The 18224-nt window shown below is 74.3% G+C and carries 14 protein-coding genes and 1 pseudogene; 10 read left to right on the forward strand and 5 right to left on the reverse strand.

Features of this window, described 5'->3' with window-relative positions; translation table 11 throughout:
- Positions 1-28: 28 nt before the first annotated feature.
- The 4 genes and pseudogenes from OG370_RS09890 (at position 29) to OG370_RS09905 (ending at position 3601) form a co-directional block, all read left to right on the forward strand.
- Positions 29-532 carry a DUF6907 domain-containing protein gene (locus OG370_RS09890; RefSeq protein WP_328462671.1) on the forward strand — a complete coding sequence of 168 codons (504 nt, stop codon included), beginning with the start codon at positions 29-31 and terminating at the stop codon, positions 530-532.
- Between the two features lie 122 nt (positions 533-654).
- Complete coding sequence (locus OG370_RS09895; protein WP_328462673.1) at positions 655-1491, forward strand: class I SAM-dependent methyltransferase; 837 nt, start codon at positions 655-657, stop codon at positions 1489-1491.
- A gap of 83 nt (positions 1492-1574) precedes the next feature.
- Positions 1575-2096 (forward strand): annotated as a pseudogene (locus OG370_RS09900) (SigE family RNA polymerase sigma factor); the annotation flags it as partial.
- A gap of 605 nt (positions 2097-2701) precedes the next feature.
- Positions 2702-3601, forward strand: a complete 900-nt coding sequence (locus OG370_RS09905; protein WP_328462675.1) for a hypothetical protein — start codon at positions 2702-2704, stop codon at positions 3599-3601.
- 239 nt (positions 3602-3840) lie between these two features.
- Here OG370_RS09905 and OG370_RS09910 read toward each other — a convergent pair whose 3' ends face one another.
- Entirely contained in the window at positions 3841-5034 is a 1194-nt protein-coding gene (locus tag OG370_RS09910; RefSeq protein ID WP_328473952.1) for a hypothetical protein, read from the reverse strand.
- A gap of 103 nt (positions 5035-5137) precedes the next feature.
- Entirely contained in the window at positions 5138-6070 is a 933-nt protein-coding gene (locus OG370_RS09915; protein WP_328462677.1) for a 5-dehydro-4-deoxyglucarate dehydratase, read from the reverse strand.
- 284 nt (positions 6071-6354) lie between these two features.
- Here OG370_RS09915 and OG370_RS09920 point away from each other — a divergent pair, with 284 nt between their 5' ends.
- The 4 genes from OG370_RS09920 to OG370_RS09935 all read left to right on the forward strand — a co-directional run bounded on the left by OG370_RS09920 (position 6355) and on the right by OG370_RS09935 (position 10469).
- Entirely contained in the window at positions 6355-7200 is an 846-nt protein-coding gene (locus tag OG370_RS09920) for an NAD-dependent epimerase/dehydratase family protein (protein WP_328462678.1), read from the forward strand.
- Positions 7201-7422: 222 nt separating this feature from the next.
- Positions 7423-8034 carry a hypothetical protein gene (locus OG370_RS09925; RefSeq protein WP_328462680.1) on the forward strand — a complete coding sequence of 204 codons (612 nt, stop codon included), beginning with the start codon at positions 7423-7425 and terminating at the stop codon, positions 8032-8034.
- Between the two features lie 258 nt (positions 8035-8292).
- Entirely contained in the window at positions 8293-9567 is a 1275-nt protein-coding gene (locus tag OG370_RS09930) for a TerD family protein (protein ID WP_328462682.1), read from the forward strand.
- Between the two features lie 257 nt (positions 9568-9824).
- Entirely contained in the window at positions 9825-10469 is a 645-nt protein-coding gene (locus OG370_RS09935; RefSeq protein ID WP_328462684.1) for an HNH endonuclease family protein, read from the forward strand.
- Positions 10470-10622: 153 nt separating this feature from the next.
- Here OG370_RS09935 and OG370_RS09940 read toward each other — a convergent pair whose 3' ends face one another.
- The gene (locus tag OG370_RS09940; RefSeq protein WP_328462686.1) at positions 10623-11711 is read right to left on the reverse strand and encodes a zinc-binding dehydrogenase; all 1089 of its coding nucleotides are present in this window, start codon (positions 11709-11711) and stop codon (positions 10623-10625) included.
- Positions 11712-11949: 238 nt separating this feature from the next.
- On the opposite strand from OG370_RS09940, the gene OG370_RS09945 reads away from it, so the two are divergent.
- The gene (locus OG370_RS09945; RefSeq protein WP_328462688.1) at positions 11950-12732 is read left to right on the forward strand and encodes a TetR/AcrR family transcriptional regulator; all 783 of its coding nucleotides are present in this window, start codon (positions 11950-11952) and stop codon (positions 12730-12732) included.
- Here the strand turns inward: OG370_RS09945 and OG370_RS09950 are convergent.
- Complete coding sequence (locus tag OG370_RS09950; protein ID WP_328462690.1) at positions 12729-14279, reverse strand: hypothetical protein; 1551 nt, start codon at positions 14277-14279, stop codon at positions 12729-12731. The genes OG370_RS09945 and OG370_RS09950 overlap by 4 nt on opposite strands.
- 455 nt (positions 14280-14734) lie before the next feature.
- Between OG370_RS09950 and OG370_RS09955 the strand changes: the two genes are divergently transcribed.
- Positions 14735-16600, forward strand: a complete 1866-nt coding sequence (locus OG370_RS09955) for an ATP-binding cassette domain-containing protein (protein WP_328462692.1) — start codon at positions 14735-14737, stop codon at positions 16598-16600.
- Here the strand turns inward: OG370_RS09955 and OG370_RS09960 are convergent.
- Positions 16578-17960 (reverse strand): aminotransferase class V-fold PLP-dependent enzyme, encoded by a 1383-nt coding sequence (locus OG370_RS09960; protein WP_328462694.1) that lies wholly within the window; start codon positions 17958-17960, stop codon positions 16578-16580. The two genes, OG370_RS09955 and OG370_RS09960, sit on opposite strands and share 23 nt — an antisense overlap.
- Positions 17961-18224 lie beyond the last annotated feature (264 nt).

The raw sequence follows: 18224 nt of genomic DNA on the forward strand, positions 1-18224 counted from the left end.
CGCACCACAAGAATCGACAAGGAACGAGATGCAGACCCGTAAGACCTCTTCCGCTACGACCGGACCCTCGGCCTTACCCACCGCACCGCGCCGGTGGACCCTCACCGCCACCGACGGGCGCACCCTCACCGGGCATCTGCCCGGGTGGGCCGGGAACGACCCGAGCGAGCACAACGTACCCCCCGGCGCCTGGGAGGACCGGCTCGCCGACATCCATCTCACCCGGCGCTTCCCGGGACGCACGGTCCCCGTCTACTGCGCCACCAGCCCGGCCCCGGGACCCGTCGCCGAGGAAGCCTTCTCCTGCACGCTCGACTGCAACCCGTACGCCGAAGCACCCGAACCCCGCACCCCGCTGGTCAACCTGCACCTGTGCGGGGACAGTTGGCTCACCGACCTCGGCCCGCAGGACCTGACACGGCTCGCCGCCACGTTCCGATGGGTCGCGAACCGCCTCGACCGGGAGGTCCGCCCCGCCCTGGTGGACGCACAAGAGGACTGGGCCAGGCACGCCGATGCCGACCCGCAGTGAAGTGAGCCTGTGGCGTGGGGCGCGGGGGGTACGGGTAACCGCGTCCGCCGGCGGCGCGCCGCAACGGGTGCGACGGACAAAGGTGCCCCACGGGGGGGAGGGGGGCGCCGTAGATTCGGGGTATGGCTACCGACACCGCGGGCGAGGCCCGAACCGATCGTGACGGCCCCTACGATCCCGCTCTGATCGCGCGACGCGCGAGGTCCTTCGGGGCGGCGGCGGCCGCGTATGCCGCGCACCGGCCCGACTACCCCGTGAACGGGGTGAAGTGGGCGCTGGAACCGGCGCTGGCCAGTGGACTGGGGGCGGAGGGTGGGACGTTGGACGTGCTGGACCTGGGCGCCGGCACGGGGAAGTTGAGCGCGGTGGCGGCCGCGCTCGGGCACCGGGTGACCGCGGTGGAGCCGGACCCGGAGATGCTCGGCGAACTGCGTTCGTACTTGCCGACGTTGACGACCCATCAGGCGGGCGCGGAGGAGATCCCGCTGCCGAACGCGTCCGTGGACGCGGTGATCGTCGGGCAGGCGCTGCACTGGTTCGACCAGAGCCGCGCGCTGCCCGAGATCAGCAGGGTGCTGCGGCCGGGCGGGGTGCTGGCCGCGCTGTGGAACGCCGACGACGACCGGGTGGAGTGGATCGCCGGCCTGGGCAAGGTGGCGCTCAGCCGTACGTCGTTCATCGACTGGAGCCCGGGTCGCGGCATCCAGCCGCACCCGGAGCTGTTCCCGGTCGAGCACGCGTACTTCCCGCACCGGCAGCGGCGCACCGCCGACTCGATGGTCGACACGATCGCGACCCACTCGCACACGTTGACCCTCGAACCGGGCGAGCGCGCGGAGTTGATCGAGGGAATCCGCACGTACCTGCGCTCCCGCCCGGAGACCGCGAGCGGCGAGTTCGACCTGGAGATCATCACCCGCGTCGAACGGTCGGGGAAGCGCGAAATCGCCGGTTCCTGACCTCTGCCCACGGCCCTGTCCCGCTGCTACGCTCTCGCCGCGCCGTGGCGGGGAGGTCCGGGCAGGAAGAGGTGACCGTGGGCATGTCCGTCGAGCACGGCGGCGGGGCCGACGACGACGCGGCCGCATTCCACGCGTTCTTCGAGCGGCACTACGCCGAACTCGCCCGCCTCGCACACCTGTTGACGGGCGAGGCGGACGCGGCCGACGATCTCGCGGCGGACGCGCTGGTGGCGTTGTGGCGGCACTGGGACCGGGTGCAGGGGGCCGACCACCCGGCGGCGTACGCGCGGGGCGTGGTGGCCAACCTGGCGCGCTCGCGCATCCGCAGCGCGGTCCGGGAGCGGCGCCGGGTCGCCCTGTTCTGGTCCCAGCGCACCGAACGGGTCGTGGAGCAGCCCGACGTGCCCGCGGTGCTGGACCTGCGCGAGGCGCTCCAGCGGCTGCCGTTCCGCAAACGGGCGTGCGTGGTGCTGCGGCACGCGTTCGACCTGTCGGAGAAGGACACGGCCGAGGCGCTGGGCATCTCGGTGGGCACCGTGAAGAGCCAGACCTCGCGCGGGGTGGCGGAGTTGGAGCGGCTGCTGGCCCAGCCGGCCGAACCGCCGGCGGCGCCGCACGGCCCGGACCCGGCGACGGGCCGGCCGACGGCGGCGGTCGCCCTGTCCGGCGGTGCGCCGGATGCCGGCCCGGCCGCGCCCGGTGCGCCGGCGCCGCGTGCCCCGGCCCCCGCGCCCGCACCGGCCCCCACCGTCGGCGGCCGACTCGCCGCGGCCGGCGGCGTGCACACCGGTCAACCACCCCCCACCGCAGGGGCGTTCGGACCGCCCGCGGAAGCCACGGCGGCACCGATGACCGCGGCCGTGGCGACCGCGGCAGCGTCGGAGGTCGCAGCGTCGGAGGCGGCGACAGCAACGGCTACGGCTACGGCTACGGCACCGGCAACACCGGCGGAGGCAGCAGCCGACGGCGCGCCGGGCACCACTCTCCTGGCCGACCAACAGCCCACCGCGAAAGGCGAGTTGGCCACCGTCCGCTCGGACGGTGAAGCGCCCGCCGGGGGGCGGCGGGGACTCACGGGGGGAAGTGCGGCGGCCGGCGGGAGCGCTCCCGCGGCGGGGGCCGACGCGGAACGAAGCGCGACGGCGCGGATACTGGGGTCGACGAATCCCGCGACACGCCCGCGTACGCACACGGGACGGGGAATGTGATGGCCCAACTGCCGCAACTGCCGCAACGCCTGCGCGAGGCGGCGGACGCGCACCGGCCGGACCGCGAACGGATGCTGGCCCGGGTGGAGCGCGCGATCGCCACGCCCGGCTGTGAGCCGGCCGACCTGGCCGCGGCAACGGCGGCGACGGCGGCGGCGCGGGAGCACTCCCCCGCCGCCTGGATGCGGGTGACCGCGGTGGCGGCGGCCGTGGCCGGCGCGATCGCCATCGGCGGCCTCGCGGTGGGCGCGGTCGGCGGCGACGGCACGCCGGGGCGGGACGCGGTGACGTCCGGCGCCGCGACCTCCGCGAGGCCGCGGCCGCAGCCCGCGGAGTCGGCCACCTCAGGTTCGGCCGCCCGCTCCCGCACGACCGAGAAGCACGCGCGGCCCGGCCACTCCGCGCCGGGCACCCGGCACACCCCCGGCCACGCCTCGGGCTCGGCCGCCGGCCCGACGTCCGGCAGCGCGAGCGGCGCGCCCGCGGCCCCCGGCGGCTCCACCCCGTCCGCGCCCGCCGCCGGCAGCGGCGGTGTGACGTCCAACGGCAGCGTCGACCCGAACAGCAACCCGTACTGGACCGAGGACGACGTCAACCTCACCAGCACGGTGGCGCTCACCTCGCTCACCGTGGAACTGCGCGTCTCCGGCCGGTCGGGCGGGGTCAGCGACAACAGCTCCTACACCTCGGCGACCGGGATCACCACCACGGTCTCGACGAGCGGCGGCGACCTGGTCTACCGCTGGACGCTCAACCCCGACCAGACGCTGCCGCCGGGCACGTACACGTTCGCGGGCCAGTTCAACCACGCCTCGCGCGACCGCGCCACCACGGCCGACCGCTACACCGTCACCGCCGGCGGCGCCGCCGGACCGGCCTCGTCCAGCGGCGCCTTCTGAGCGTCCGGTGTCCGGTCGCGACATCGGCCGGAAATATTTGTACCGCCACGGCAACCCCCTGCGCCCCGGTGGCGACTTGGGTACGCACGGACCCTCCTGCCCCAGCCGGGGGCGGAGGTTCCGGGGCGCGGCGGTACCCCCATGATCGCCGCGCCCCGGAAGACACCCCGGGAAGAGCCTGGCGAAACTCCCCTCGAACCAGCTCCGGACACACCCCGGGGGCCGCGCCGGGTACGGTGCTACGGCCGCAGCGCCGCCCGTACCGCCACGAGGTCCGCGTCGCTCGCCAGACCCGCGTGGTAGAGCCGCAGTTCGGTGGCGCCCAGTTCCGCGGCGTGCGCCGCGTCGGCGGCGAGGGTGCGGGGGCTGCCGCCCATGCCGGCCACGACCGTGAAGTTCGCGGCGAGCACGGTGTGTTCGCGGCGGTGCGCGGCGAGCGGCGCGAGGACCGCCTCGCGCGCGGCCGGCCCGCCGGTGCAGGGCAGTACCAGACCGTCGGCGTGGCCGAGGATGTGCGCGGGATCGACACCGGCGTTGGCCCCGCAGCGGTACGGCACCGGGTCGGCGTGCATCAGCACCTGGAAGCCGGGGCCGGCCGCCGCCCGGACCGCGGCGATCGCCTCGGCCTGGAGCGAACCGGCCGTGCGGGTACGCCAGTTCAACGTCAGCGCGGTGAACTCGGCACCCAGCAGCCGCTCGATACCGTCCGATCCGGCGTCCGTTCCGGTGCCGGTGGCGCCGCCCGCCCAGGCGGGTGCCAGCGCGGCGCGGACCGCGGCGGCGAGCCGGTCCGGATCGGCGCCGAGCCCGGCGTACCCTTCGCGGCAGTGCGGGCAGAAGCAGAGCGACATCAGGTACTGGGCCGCGTCGCCGAGCGGCACGCCGCCGATCTTGTCGTGGGCGTGCAGGTGCGCCAGGCCGTACCAGCCGAGGGATTCCAGCTCGGTGCCGCGGGCGCCGGGCCGGGGCGCGGCTTCGGCGGCCAGTTCCACCAGGTGGGCGCGGACGGCGGGTTGGGCGATGCACGGCGCCCACGGGTAGCGGTCGCCGTACGCGTTGACCACGCTGCTGTCCGGATGTTCGGCGCCCATACGGGAGTTGTGGGCGAGCACCACCCAGGTGTGCACGTCGAGACCCGCGGCCGCCAGCGCCGCCGCGGCCGTGCCGTAGGCGTCCTGGTCTCCGTCCGTCCAGGTGCCCGCGGGGTACGGGCGCAGGGCGTGCGACCGCCAGCGCTCGGCGTCGGGCGGGTAGAGCACGGCGGCGTGCTCGGCGGTGACGACACGGCGCCCGGGGTGGCGCGGGGTCAGGGCGCGGGTGGAGTGGTAGGCGGCGGCGAGGGTGACCTGGCGAACGCCGAGCGCGGCGACCCGGTCGGCGGCGGCCGGGTCGCCGACGACGTCCCAGGGGTAGAGGAAGGCGGAGGTCTTCATGGTGGCGGCCGTGGCGGCGGGCGAACCGGCGGAGGGCTCGCCGGGGGCGGACGGGCCGGCGGGTACGGAGGGGCCCGCGGGGGGCGTGTCGGCGGCGGCCATGTCAGTGCTCGCCGACCAGCGCCAGGCCGCGCTCGATGAGTTCGCCCAGTTCCTTGACGTGCGCCGGGGCGGGCTCGGACAGCGGCGGCCGTACCTCGCCGACGTCCAGCCCCCGCAGCCGTACGCCCGCCTTGACCAGCGAGACCGCGTAACCCCGGCCCTGGTTGCGGAGGTTGACCAGCGGGCGGTAGAAGCCGTCGAGCAGCTTGCCGACGGTGGCGTCGTCGCCGGTGGTGAGCGCGCGGTGGAAGGCGAGCGCGATCTCGGGCGAGAAGGCGTACACCGCCGAGGAGTAGAGGGTCACGCCGATGCCGCGGTAGGCGAGGCCGGTGAGTTCGGCGGTGGGCAGGCCGTTGAAGTACAGGAAGTCGTGGCCGGGCAGTTCGGTGCGGACGGTGCTGATGATCCGCTGCATGAGGTCGAGGTCGCCGATCCCGTCCTTGAGGCCGATGATGTTCGGCACCCGGGCGAGCTCGACCACGGTCTCGGGGGTGAAGACGGCGTTGTCGCGCTGGTAGACGATGACGTCCAGGCCGGTGCCCGCGGCGAGCGCGGTGTAGTGGCGCAGCAGTCCCTCCTGGTCGGCCAGCACCAGGTAGGGCGGCATGGCGAGCAGGCCGTCGGCGCCGGCCCGTTCGGCGATGGCGGCGTACTGCAGGGCGAGCGCGGTGCCGTATCCGGCGCCGGCCACCACCGGCACCCGGCCGGCCACCTCCTCGACGGCCGCGGCCACGCAGGCGCCGAACTCCTCGGGGGCCAGCGCGTGGAACTCACCCGTGCCGCAGCAGACGAAGGCGGCCGCCGCTCCGGCCTCGACGCCCTGCCGCACATGGGCGCGGAAGGCGCCGAGGTCGAGCGAGCCGTCCGCGTCGAACGCCGTCACGGGAAAGAACAGCAGACCGTCAAGTCGCTCGGCGAGTGCGGGCGAGGTCATCGGGGGTCCCCCTCGGAGCCGGTGGGCGTGATGTGCGCCCTCGTGAATCATGTCTATATTCATGAACGCTGCCACGCTAGGCGAGATTCCCGGCGCGGGTCAAGCGAGCGAGCAGTCCGCGAACGGCGCGTCGAACAACGCAAGACGTCTATGTATCTGAACTGCATTCATGGATATACTTCTCTGGTCTCGCCCGCACCGCCCGCACCAGCGGTGGCCCCGGCAGCCGGGGACACCGCCCGGAGCCACCGCCCGAAGCCCGTCGTCGAACCAGGAGGACCACCATGCCCGCTCCTCGTACCGTCCTGCTCACCGGCGCCGCCGGCGGCCTGGGCACCCTGATGCGCGGCCTGCTGCCGTCATACGGCTACGACCTGCGGCTCTTCGACGTCCAGCCGATCGAGCCGGTGCCGGGCGAGCCCGAGGGGCGCACGGCGATCACCGCCGACCTCGCCGACCGCGACGCGCTGCGCGCGGCCGCGCGCGGGGTGGACGCGGTGCTGCACCTGGCCGGCATCTCGCTGGAGTCCACCTTCGACAAGATCCTGGCGGCGAACATCCAGGGCACGCACAACCTCTACGAGGCGGTCCGCGAGGAAGGGCTCCGCACCGGGAGCGCGGCGCCCCGGGTCGTCTTCGCCTCCAGCAACCACGCGGTCGGCTTCACCCCGCGCCCGCAGGACGGCGACCCGCTGATCCCGGTCGACACGCCGCGCCGCCCCGACACCTTCTACGGGCTGTCCAAGTGCTTCGGGGAGGACCTGGCCCAGCTCTACGCCGACCTGCACGGCATCGACACGGTCTCGGTCCGGATCGGCTCCTGCTTCCCCGAACCGGCGAACGTACGGATGCTGTCGGTCTGGATGAGCCCCGCCGACGGCGCCCGGCTCTTCCACGCGGCGCTGAGCGCGGGCACCCCCGGGCACACCGTCGTCTACGGCTCCTCCGCCAACACCCGCCTGTGGTGGGACCTCGGGTCGGCGCGGGCGCTGGGCTACGAACCGCAGGACGACTCCGAGGTGTTCGCCGCGCGACTCGTCGCCGAGCAGGGCGAGTTGGACCCGGACAACCCCGCGCAGGCGAACCTCGGCGGCGCCTTCTGCACGGACCCGCCGATCTGGCCGCACTGACCGGGCGGAGCCCGGGCCCCGCCGGACACGGGGACGGTTCGCCGGCGCGGCGGGGACGGCTCGCCCGGCGCGGCGGGGACGGTTCGCCCGACGCGGCGGATATCCCCCATGTACCCACCTGTTCCAGGGAATCCGCCGATGTCCTACGGTTCCGGAGTCAGGTCGCGGTCGAACGGATCACCCGGTACGAGCGCGACGCCCGCCCGTCGGAACAGGACTCCCATGATCAACATGAAGAAGGGCGACGCCCCGGTCCCGCTGGCCAAGTCCTCCGGAATCACCGCCCGGATGCGCTGGGACAGCAGTACGGACTACGACCTGCACGCCCTGATACTGAGAACGAACGGCACCGTCGAGCACGTCGCCACCTTCGGCGCCGACGACGTCCCGCCGCAGATGAGCACCGCCGACGGGGCGGTCAAGCACCTGGGCGACGTCGGCCGCGATCACCAGGGCACGGCCGAGGAGGTCATCGAGATCGCCCTCAACGACACGATCCGCGCGGTGGTGCCGGTGGCGTACTCGGCGCAGTCCAACGGCACCGGCTCGTTCTTCCGCTACGGCGTCACCCTGGAGATCGACAACGGGACGGCCGGCGACAGGGTCGTCATCGCGGCGGAGAACGCCAGTGACGACGACCTGGTGTACACCTGCGTGCCCGGCATGATCGAGAACGCCCCGGACGCCGTGGTCGTCCACGCCCTGGAGCTGTACTCGAGCCCCGACTCCGAGAGCCGGCCGACGCTGCGGCTCCAGCGCGGCGGCCTGATGCGCAAGGGGCCGGAGGAGGTCAGGGTGGTCATGGACAAGGGGCCGTGGAACCACCACAAGTAGCACCCTGCCGGCGGGCCCGCCGGGGAACGCAGGCCCGCCACCGGGGCAGGCAGGTCCGCCCGGGCACGCGGTCGGCGGGGCGGCCGGCTGCTGTCGGGCGGCGAGCGGCAGCGGGCGAGGGCCCGGGTACGGGAGGGCCCGCGGGGGCGGCTACGGGTGCGGGCGAGGGCGCGGGTACGGGAGGAACGGCGGCCCCGCCGGGCCGCCCGGCCATGGAACCGTGACGAGGGATTTGTCGTTACCTAGGACATGACCGCAATGACGCCTGGCTCGAATGTGCCGCTCTCCGTACCCCGAGTGGTGGTGGACGTCTCCGCACCCGTGCGGCTCGACGTCTCGGGTCTGCTCCTGACCGCTGACGGCAAGGTGCGCTCGGACGACGACTTCGTCTTCTACAACCAGCCCGAGGGCCCCGGGGTGACCCACCACTCGGGCGGCCGCTCCGCGCCCGACTCGATCGAGGTCGACACCGCGGCGGTGCCCGCCGAGATCGACAAGATCGTGGTGACCGCCAGCATCGACGGCGGCGGGGTCTTCGCCGGCACCACCCCGACCGCGACCGTCCGCGGCAGCGACGGCTCCGTGGTCGCCACGTTCGAGCCGTCCGGGCTCGGCCCGGAGACAGCGCTGGTCGTCGTCGAGGTCTACCGGCGCGGCGGCGCCTGGAAGGTCCGCGCGGTGGGCCAGGGGTACGCGAACGGACTGGCCGGGATCGCCACCGACTTCGGGGTGAGCGTCGAGGAGCCCGCGGCCCCGGCCGCGCAGCCGGTCGCACCTCCCACTCCCGCGGCTCCGCCCGCACCGCCTGCGCCCCCGGCGGCGCCCTTCGGCGCGCCCCCTTCCGGCCCGCCCGCCGCGCATCTGCCGCCGCCGCCCGCGGGCGCGCCCGCCGCGCAGTTCCCGCCGCCGCCCGCTGCGACGCCGCCTGCTCCCCCGGCGGCCGCTCCGGGCGCCGGCAAGATCAGCCTCGACAAGGGCCGGGTGAACCTGCAGAAGAACCAGTCGGTCTCGCTGGTCAAGGCGGGCCGCCCGGTGCTGTCGACGGTCAGGATGGGGCTGGGCTGGGAGCCCGCGTTCGGCGGCCGGGCCATCGACCTGGACGCCTCGGTCATCGTCTACGGGCCGCAGCGCGAGCACCTCGCCACCTGCTACTTCGGCAAGTTGAGCGTCCTGGGCGGCGCGGTCCAGCACGCCGGGGACAACCTGACCGGCGCCGGCTCCGGTGACGACGAGGTCATCTCCATCAACCTCGGCGCGCTCCCGGCGAACGCCACCGGCCTGGTCTTCACCGTCAACTCCTACAGCGGGCAGAAGTTCAACAAGGTCGCGAAGGCGTACTGCCGGCTCTTCGACGCCGTCACCGGCGAGGAGATGGTGCGCTTCGACCTCACCCACGGGGAGGCGCGGCGCGGGGTGCTGATGGCCAAGATGGTCAAGCAGAACTCCGGCGAGTGGGAGATGACGGCGCTCGGCACCTTCGCGGACGGGCGCACCGCGAAGGCGATGGTCGAGCCGGGCGCGGCCGCGCTCTAGCAGCACGACGGGAGGGGCGCCGGCCGCGCGCCCCGACCCCGGATCGGCTGCCGCAACTCCGCGGCAGGGCCCTGGCGTTCGAACACACGGCCCGGTTCCCGTACGGAACCGGGCCGTTGCCATGCCGTCGGCGAACAAAATGTCATGGTCACCTAAAATTTACCGCCGGCTGTCTACCCGCATAGACCGGAGACCGGGACGCTGGAGGGGCAACTCCCCCGCACCTTCCGACCCTCTAGTCACGGGAGCGCTCAGCCATGCCCAAAACCCGTCTCCTGCGCGGCGTTTGCGCGTCAGCCGGGGCCGTCGTGCTCGCGGCCACGATCCTCCTCACCGGCAGCGGCACCGCGCAGGCCGCGCTGCCGACGCCCATCGCCGCCTCCACGGCGCGCACGTACCTCTCCGAGATGACCGCGACGCCCGAGACGCACGCGTCGACGTACGACCGCAGCCTGTTCCCGACCTGGATCACGATCTCCGGGACCTGCGACACCCGGGAGTACGTCATCAAGCGGGACGGCTCCGGCGTCGTGACCGACAGCGCCTGCAAGGCCACTTCCGGCAGTTGGACCAGCCCGTACGACGGTGTCACGACCACCGATCCGTCGACCTTCGACATCGACCACCTCGTGCCGCTCTCCGAGGCGTGGGACTCCGGCGCGTGGGCGTGGACCACCGCGCAGCGCCAGGCGTTCGCCAACGACACCACCCGCCCCCAACTCGTCGCGGTCTCCGCGCACTCCAACCGCTCCAAGGGTGACGACGACCCGGCGGAGTGGCTGCCCCAGGCGTCCTACCAGTGCACCTACCTGCGCGCCTACGTGCAGGTCAAGCACTACTACGGCCTGTCCGTGGACAGCGCGGAGAAGTCCGCGATCAGCTCGGTCCTGAACGGCTGCTAGCCGTAACGTTCCGCCTCGGCGGCGGCCGACCGGAACGTTCCGCCTCCCTCACCACGGGGGGAGGGAGGCGGAGGCCCGGGGGCGGAGTCCCGCGGGGTGGGCGCGGCACAGGCCGTGCCCCGATCGCCCCCGGTCAGGACGGCTCGCCCCCGGTCAGGACAGGTCGGTGATGACCACGCGCGCGGTCGTGCCGTCCTTCAGCGCCTCGTAGCCCTTCTCGATGTCGGCCAGGCCGATCTCCTTGGAGACCAGGTCGTCGAGGTTCATCCGGCCCTGGAGGTACATCGAGGCGTAGAACGGAATGTCCCGCTTGAGGTGGGAGGACCCCATGTAGACGCCCTGCACCTTCTGCGAGCCGCCCAGCGCCGCCATCGTGGCGACCTCGACGCCCGCGTCGTTGCCGGCGACACCGATGAGGTAGAGGCCGCCGCCGCTGCCGAGCATCCGCAGGCCCTGCGCCGTCACCGGGCGGGCGCCGACGAAGTCGAACACGTGGTGGGCGCCCCCGCCGGTGATGTCGCGGACCGCCTCGACCGGGTCCGTCTCGCGGGAGTTGACGACGTGCGTGGCGCCGAAGGCCCTGGCGCGCTCCAGCTTGCCGTCCTCGATGTCGGTCACGATGATCTTCCCGGCGCCGGCGAGCCGGGCGCCGCTGACCGCGTTCATGCCGACGCCGCCGGCGCCCATCACCACGACGGTCTCGCCGTGCTGGACGTTCGCGCTGTTCAGCACGGCGCCGGCGCCGGTGAGCACGCCGCAGCCGATGAGCGCGGCGGGCGCCCAGGGCATCTCGTCGGGTATGACGGCGAGTTGGTTCTCGTGGACGAGCGTCTCCTGGGCGAAGCCGCCCAGGCCCATGCCCTGCGCGACCGGAGCGCCGTTCCAGGACAGCCGGGGCGCCTCCTCGGGGGCGCGCAGCGTGTACTCGGGGTGCAGGCAGATGTGCGTACGACCGCTGAGGCAGTTCACGCAGGAGCCGCAGTACTGGATCAGGCTGCCGACGACATGGTCGCCGGTCTTCACCTGCGTGACGTCCGGACCGGTCGCGGTGACGACACCCGCCACCTCGTGGCCGAGCACGACGGGGAACTCGCCGCCGATGAAGGTGGCGACGCTGAGGTCGGAGTGACACAGGCCGGAGGCCCGTACCTGGACGCGGACCTCGTGCCCGATCGGGGCGGCGAGTTCGACCTCCTCGACGACGAAACCCTGCCCCAGGCCCTTGGTGACGGATGCCTTCATGATGGTGCTTCTTTCGTGTGCGGACCGTCGGAGCCGCCGGGTGGGCGGCACCGGGAAGTAGGCCGCGCGGGGCCGGTGGGCTCGGCGAGTGTCGGCGCGGACGCGGTCGATGGGGAGCCCCCGCGAAGTGGTCGCAGGCAGCGCCGCCATGTTCGAAGTGTGGCACCGATGAGCCGAAAAGAAAAGAGACACCTGTCGATCAGCGCTTGTCAGGTACGGTGCGGGCTACACTCCCGGTATGCCGGAGCCCTTGCCGCACACGCCTTCGCAGCCTTCTCAGCCGCCGCGAGCCTCGGAGTCCTCGCAGCGCCCTCGACCCTCGGCGTCCTCGCCGCCCGGCGCCGAAAGCCCCGCCCCCGAGGGTTCCGCCGCCTCGGATACCGTCGACGTCCGGGTGCTGCGGACCCGGCAGCGGCTGCGCGAGGCCGTGCTGCTGCTGGCGTCGCGGCAACCGGTGGAGGAGATCGCGGTGGCGGACCTGGTGCGCGCCGCGCGGGTCAACCGCACCACCTTCTACAAGCACGCCGCGAGCCCCGCGCACGTCCTCGAGGAGGTGCTGTACGCGGAACTGGACCGCATCCGGGCGAACTGGATCGCCGACACCGTCGCCGCCCGGCTGCCCGCGGACGAGATCTGGGAGCGCGCGTCGAACGAACTGGCCGACCACCTGGAGCGCCACGACGCCCTGTACACCGCGGGGCTCGCCGGGCAGCGCAGTGCGATCCTGTACCGCCTGCTCGTCGATCACTTCACCGCGTCCGTGCACGCCCTCCTCGCACGCGACCCGCATCTCCTGCCCGACGGCGAGGGGTCCGTCGCCTGGCGCACCGAGGCCCACAGCCGCTTCGTGGCCCACGGCGAGGCCGGCGTCGTCGAGGCGTGGATCTCCCTGCCCGCGCCCCGCGACCGCCGGCTGTTCGTCTCGGCGGTCGCCGCCGCACTGCCCGCCTGGCTCGTACCCGGCGCACCCGCCTCCCGGCCCGGGGCACGAACCCCGGAGCCAGGGACCGAAAAGCCCTAGCTGCGGGACCGGGAGCGGGCCTTGAAGGCTGCCTTGCGGGAGGCCTTGGCGGTGGGGCGGTCGGGGTGGAGGCGGCCGATCGCTTCGAGGACGGCGGCGGTGGCGGGGTGCTCGACGCGCCAGGCGTCGGCGAAGAACTCCTCGTGCCGGGCGATGAGTTCGGTGATGAGGGCGGCGAGTTCGTCGGAGTCGCCGTCGGCGGCGAGTTGGGCCGCGACGGTGTCGATGGTGAGCCAGTAGACCATGTCGGTGGTGGGCGCGGGGACGTCGGGCGCGTGCCGCTCGGTGAGCCAGACCCGGGCGAGTCCGCCGAGGTGCGGGTCGTCGAGGACGTCGCGGACCGCGGGTTCGGCCTCGGCGCCGAGCACCGCGAGCACCTGCTGGCAGACCAGCCGCCGGGTGGGCCCGTCCGCGCCGTCCCCCTTCGCGGCGGCGAGCAACTCCGCTGCCGCGGCGGCCGGTTCGCGCCGGGCGAGCCACGCCTCCGCCTCGATCCGCACCGCATGGTCCGGGTAGGAGCCGAGCGCGCCGAGCAGTTCGTCCGCGCCGGCCTCCGCGAGGTCACCGAGCACGGGCGCGTACGCCCCCGCGTCGGCGAGCCGCTCTCGCACGCCGTACACGCCGAGCGGGGTCAGCCGGACCGCGCCGTAGCGGGCGATCTCGTCGTCGTCCGGCTCGCCCAGCGCCGCGACGCCCTCGTCGTCGGCCTCCTCGATCAGCGCCTCGTCCATCGGCGTGTACGCCACCAGGCCGGTGGCCTCCAGCAGCCGGAAGTGCTCGTCCAGCCGCAGCATGACGGCGGTGACCTCTTCGAGGACGGCCTCGCTGGGCTGCTCCATCTCGTCGGGGAGCACCAGGGAGGCCGCGAGCACGGGCAGCGGCACGGCCCGGCCGTCCCGCGCACCGTCCCCGTCCGCACCCGCGGGCTCCGCGCTCGCTCCCCCGGTCTCCGCGTCCGCCACCTCCAGCGCCGACAGCGCGTACAGGTTGACCAGTGCCGCGTCGAGGAGTTCGGCCTCCTCCTCGGCCTCCCGGTCGGCCTCCTCGGGGCTGATCGCCTCGCCGTCGCCGTCCGGGTCCCCGAGCAGGTTGTCGTAGTCGGGCGCGGTGGTCTCGGCCAGCGCGCACTCCACCGCGCCGAGCCACAGGTCGAGCACGTCGTACGGGTCCGCGCCGTCCGCCGCGCCACCCTGGCCGATCCGCGCGTACACCTCACCGGGCACCGCCTGCCCGGCCGCCTCGCCGGGCGGAGTGGACTCCTCGGCCTCCTCCTCGATCTCCAGCACGAGCAGCCCGGTGTCCACGGCAACACCCCACGCCTGCAAGGCGTCGAGCGGTCCCTCGTCACCGGTCAGGCCCAACGCCTTCACGGCGGAGGTGAGTTCGTCGTCCAGCAGTTCACCCATGCCGTCGACACGGCGCTGCTCCCCGGCCCACCGGGTCAGCCGCAGCGCGCGGTCCAGCAGCGGCGCGGCCAGCGCCTGCCGGGCGAGCACGTCCGCGGGCAGCAGCCGTACCGGTGGCAGGGCAAGGGGACTTGCGGACATCGTGCGGGCTCCCATTCGGCTGAGAGGGCGAGGATACGGGCAAGGCGGCGGCGCGGCGCACCGCCGCAACGGCCCGCGCCGGCGGCCACACGGGCCCGGCAGATTCGGCCGCGGCTCGGAACGGCCGCGCGGGACCAGCGTATTGCGACGGCGCCGCCTCCCCGTACCCGCGAGTCGGTGGATCATCAACGGCCCACAGTATTCATCCATCCGCGGGACACCGTTCACCGCGCCTCCGGTGACCCGGGCCCGTACGCCGCCGCCCGGCACCGCACCGCACGGCCGTCAGGACCGGTCGCCGGCCCGCTGTCTCCGGCTCGCCCACCGGCCCGCCTCGCGTACGCTACGTGCCGCCCGGGGGTAGGAATCCGACGGAGTGCGGGACCGGACTCCGGGACGGGACCGCAGGACCGGGAAGCGGAACCGGACGGCGGGCGAGGCGCGAGGCGGGCGGCATGGGCGACGCGGGTGGCATGGCCGAGACGGGCGGGGGCGGCGCGATGGGCGGCACCGGCCGTACCGGCGGGATCGGTCTCGAGGTGGCGGCGTACGGCGTGGGGCAGCGGGTGCGCGGCGGGCGGGAGACGCTGAGCGGGGTGCACCTGGCGGTCGCGCCGGGCGAGGTGCTGGCGCTGGCCGGTGGCAGCGGGTCGGGCAAGACCACCCTGCTGGAGATCCTGGCCGGCATCCGGCTGCCGTCGCGCGGCCGGGTGCTGCACGACGGCGCCGACCCGGCGGGGCTGCGGCCCGCGCTGGGCTACCTGCCGCACGGCAACGTCATGCACGAGGACCTCCCGCTGGTGCGGGCGCTGTCCTACGCGGCCCGGCTGCGGATGCCGGCGGCCGCCGGCCCGGAACGGCGTACCGCGGCGGTGGACGGCGCGATGGCCGCGGTCGGGCTGTCCGCGCGGGCCACCCAGCGGGTGCGGACGCTGAGCGAGGGCGAGCGGCGCAGGGCCTGTATCGCGGTGGAGTTGCTGACCCGGCCGCGGGTGCTGTTCCTGGACGAGCCGACCACCGGGCTCGACCCGGCGACCGGCGCCGAACTCATGCGGACCCTGCGGGACTTGGCCGGCGAGGGGGTGACGGTCGTGCTGACCACGCACGCACCCGCCGACCTCGCCCGCTGCGACCGGGTGCTCTTCCTCACCCCCGACGGCCACCCCGGCTACCTCGGTCGCCCGCAGGACCTGACGCGGGCGTTCGCGGTGCCCACGGTCGAGGAGGTGTACGCGGCGGTGGCCCGCCGGGGCGCGCGCGAGCTGCCGGAGCTGCCCGAACCCGGCCCCGTGGCAAGGGAGTTGCCGGCCGAGTCCGCCGGCCGAACGTCGGACCCGGGCCTGGCCACGGACCCGGACCTGAACCTGAACCCGGACCCGCACCCCGACCCGAACCTCGGCCCGAAGCTCAGCCCGGACCCGGATCGGCCGCTCGGCGCGGTCGGCCAGTGGTGGCTGCTGACCCGCCGCAGCACCGAGTTGATGCTGCGCAGCCGGTTGACCGCCGCCGTGGTGGTGGGTTCACCGGTGGTGATCGCCGCGATGTTCGCGCTGCTCTTCCGCCCGGGCGCCTTCGACCCGGCCGCGCCCAGCCCGGGTTCCGCGGCGATGATCCTGTTCTGGATCGCGTTCGGCGGCTTCTTCTTCGGGCTGACCTACGGCCTGCTCCAGGTCAGTACGGAACTGCCCGTGGTGCGCAGGGAGCGGCTCACCGCGCTGCGGCTGGGCCCGTACCTGCTGTCGAAGGCCGCGCTGCTGATGCCGGTGCTGGCCGGGGCGGACGCGCTGCTGCTCGCGGTGCTGCGCGGCCTCGACCGGCTGCCGGCGGCCGGCTGGGACACGTACGGCTCGCTGTTCACCACGGTGCTGCTGGCGTCGGCCGCGGCGCTGGCGCTCGGGCTGCTGGCGTCGGCGTCGGTGGCCGAGCCGCAGCAGGCGACGCTGATGCTGCCGCTGCTGTGCTTCCCGCAGGTGCTGTTCTCCGGCGCCTTCGTGCCGGTGCCACAAATGGCCTGGGCCGGGCGGGTGTTGAGCGCGGCGATGACCAACCGGTGGGCGTTCGAGGGGCTGGGCGGCGGGATCGGGCTGCCGGGGCTGTGGGCGCACGGCTCCTCGCCGCTGGGCCCGCCGCTGCTGGCGTCGTACGGGAACTCGTTCGGGCGCGCGGTGTGGGTGGACTGGCTGCTGCTGGCGGGGTTCACCGCACTGTTCCTGGCCGGCGCGTGGGCGGTGCTGGCCGGCCGGTGCCGTACCGTCGGCCGGCCGGCGCCCCGGGCGGCCCCGGTGCCCGCGGTCGCGCTCAGCACACCAGCCGAGGGCTGAGTCCGCCCGGGTCCGGGGTGTGGTCGCGGTAGCCGGTGGCCACGAAGTCCAGGAAGGCCTCGACGTCCGTGCGGCTGGAGGACAGGCCGAGGGAGACCCGGACCGCGCCGCCGGAGGGCAGGCCGAGCCGGCCGAGGTAGTCGTCGATGGTGCCGGTGGCGGTGCGCACCGCGCCGCCCAGGGTGTGCCGGTCGATCGCGAACGCGGCCTCCCCGGTGCCGGGGTTGCAGAAGCAGCCGGTGCGCAGCGAGATCCGGCGGGCGGCGCTGTCGCGGGCGACGATCCGCTCGTCGATGACCGTCCCGGCCGGGTCGAGCAGGTTGAGTGCCACGGTGCCGCCGCGGTCCTCGGTGTCGGGCGGGCCGTAGAAGCGGGCCAGCGGTCCGCCGCCGGTGTGCCGCAGCGCGGCCAGCCCGGTCAGCAACTCCGCGGTGAGCGCGGTGACATGGCGGTGGATCGCGTCGGTGCCGATCGCCCGTACCCAGTCCAGGCCGAACTCGATGTCGGGAATGCTCAGGTAGTTGACAGTGCCGTCCTCGAACGCGGCCTCCCCGTCGGCCATGTGGTGCCACTGGCCCTGCGCGCTCGCGACGTGGATGGTGCCGCCGGAGAACCAGGGGCGGCGCAGCCGGGCGAGCGCGTCCCGGCGGGCGAGCAGGCAGCCGACGCCGGTCGGGTAGCCGAAGACCTTGTACCAGCTCACCGCGACGAAGTCCGGGTGCACCGCGGACAGGTCCAGGTGGTTGGTCGGCACGTAGGCGGCCGCGTCGAGCAGCACGTCCCAACCCGCCGCCTTCGCCCGGGTGACCCACTCCAGCGAGTGCCGTACGCCGCTGAAGTTGCTCTGCGCCGGGTACGCCAGCAGGCCGCCGCCCGGCGGCGGGGTGGCCAGCACCGCGTCCATCGCCTCCGCGTCCACCCCGAGGCGGGGCGCCCGCAGCGGTACGTAGACCGTGTCGGCGCCGCGGCTTCTGGCGTACTCCCGCAGGCCGTTGACCGAGTTGTGGTTGTCCAGTGTCAGCACCAACCGGGTGCCCGGTGCGAACGGGTACGCCTCGCCGACGAGCCGGCACGCCCCGGTCGCGTTCGCCGTGAACACGACCGCGTACTCGGACGGGTCCGCGTCGAAGTGGGCCAGCACCCTGCGTCGCGCGCGCTCCACGAGTTCGCCCGAGGCCGCGGAGGCGGGGCTGACCGAGTGCGGGTTGCCGTAGCAGCCGGTCGTGATGCGTTCCGCGTGGGCCCACAGTTGGGCCCGCGCGGGCAGGCCCGCACCCGTGTGGTCCAGGTACACGTGGCCGCCCTCGTCCAGGTAGCGGTATCCGTCGGCCGCGGTGCGCAAAGCGTCGATCGAGTACATCCCCCGACCACCGTCCTTCCCCTCAGGGTTCCTTTCCACGATGACGGCCCGACGAACACGGGTGGCTTGCCGCCGGGCTGAACCGGGCGACGCGCCGTGGTGGCGGACCCCCGCGGGTCGTGCGCAACACGGCACGCTCAGCGCCACCGGCCGGTGGTCCGGCGACCCCGCCGCGGGGGCTTGGCCGGCGGCCCGGCTCAGCCCGGCACGTGGCTGAGCGCGCAGTTCCCCGCGCCCCTGGATGCCCAGCTCCCTCCGCGGAGA

The organism is Streptomyces sp. NBC_00448, assembly GCF_036014115.1.
Lineage (GTDB): Bacteria > Actinomycetota > Actinomycetes > Streptomycetales > Streptomycetaceae > Actinacidiphila.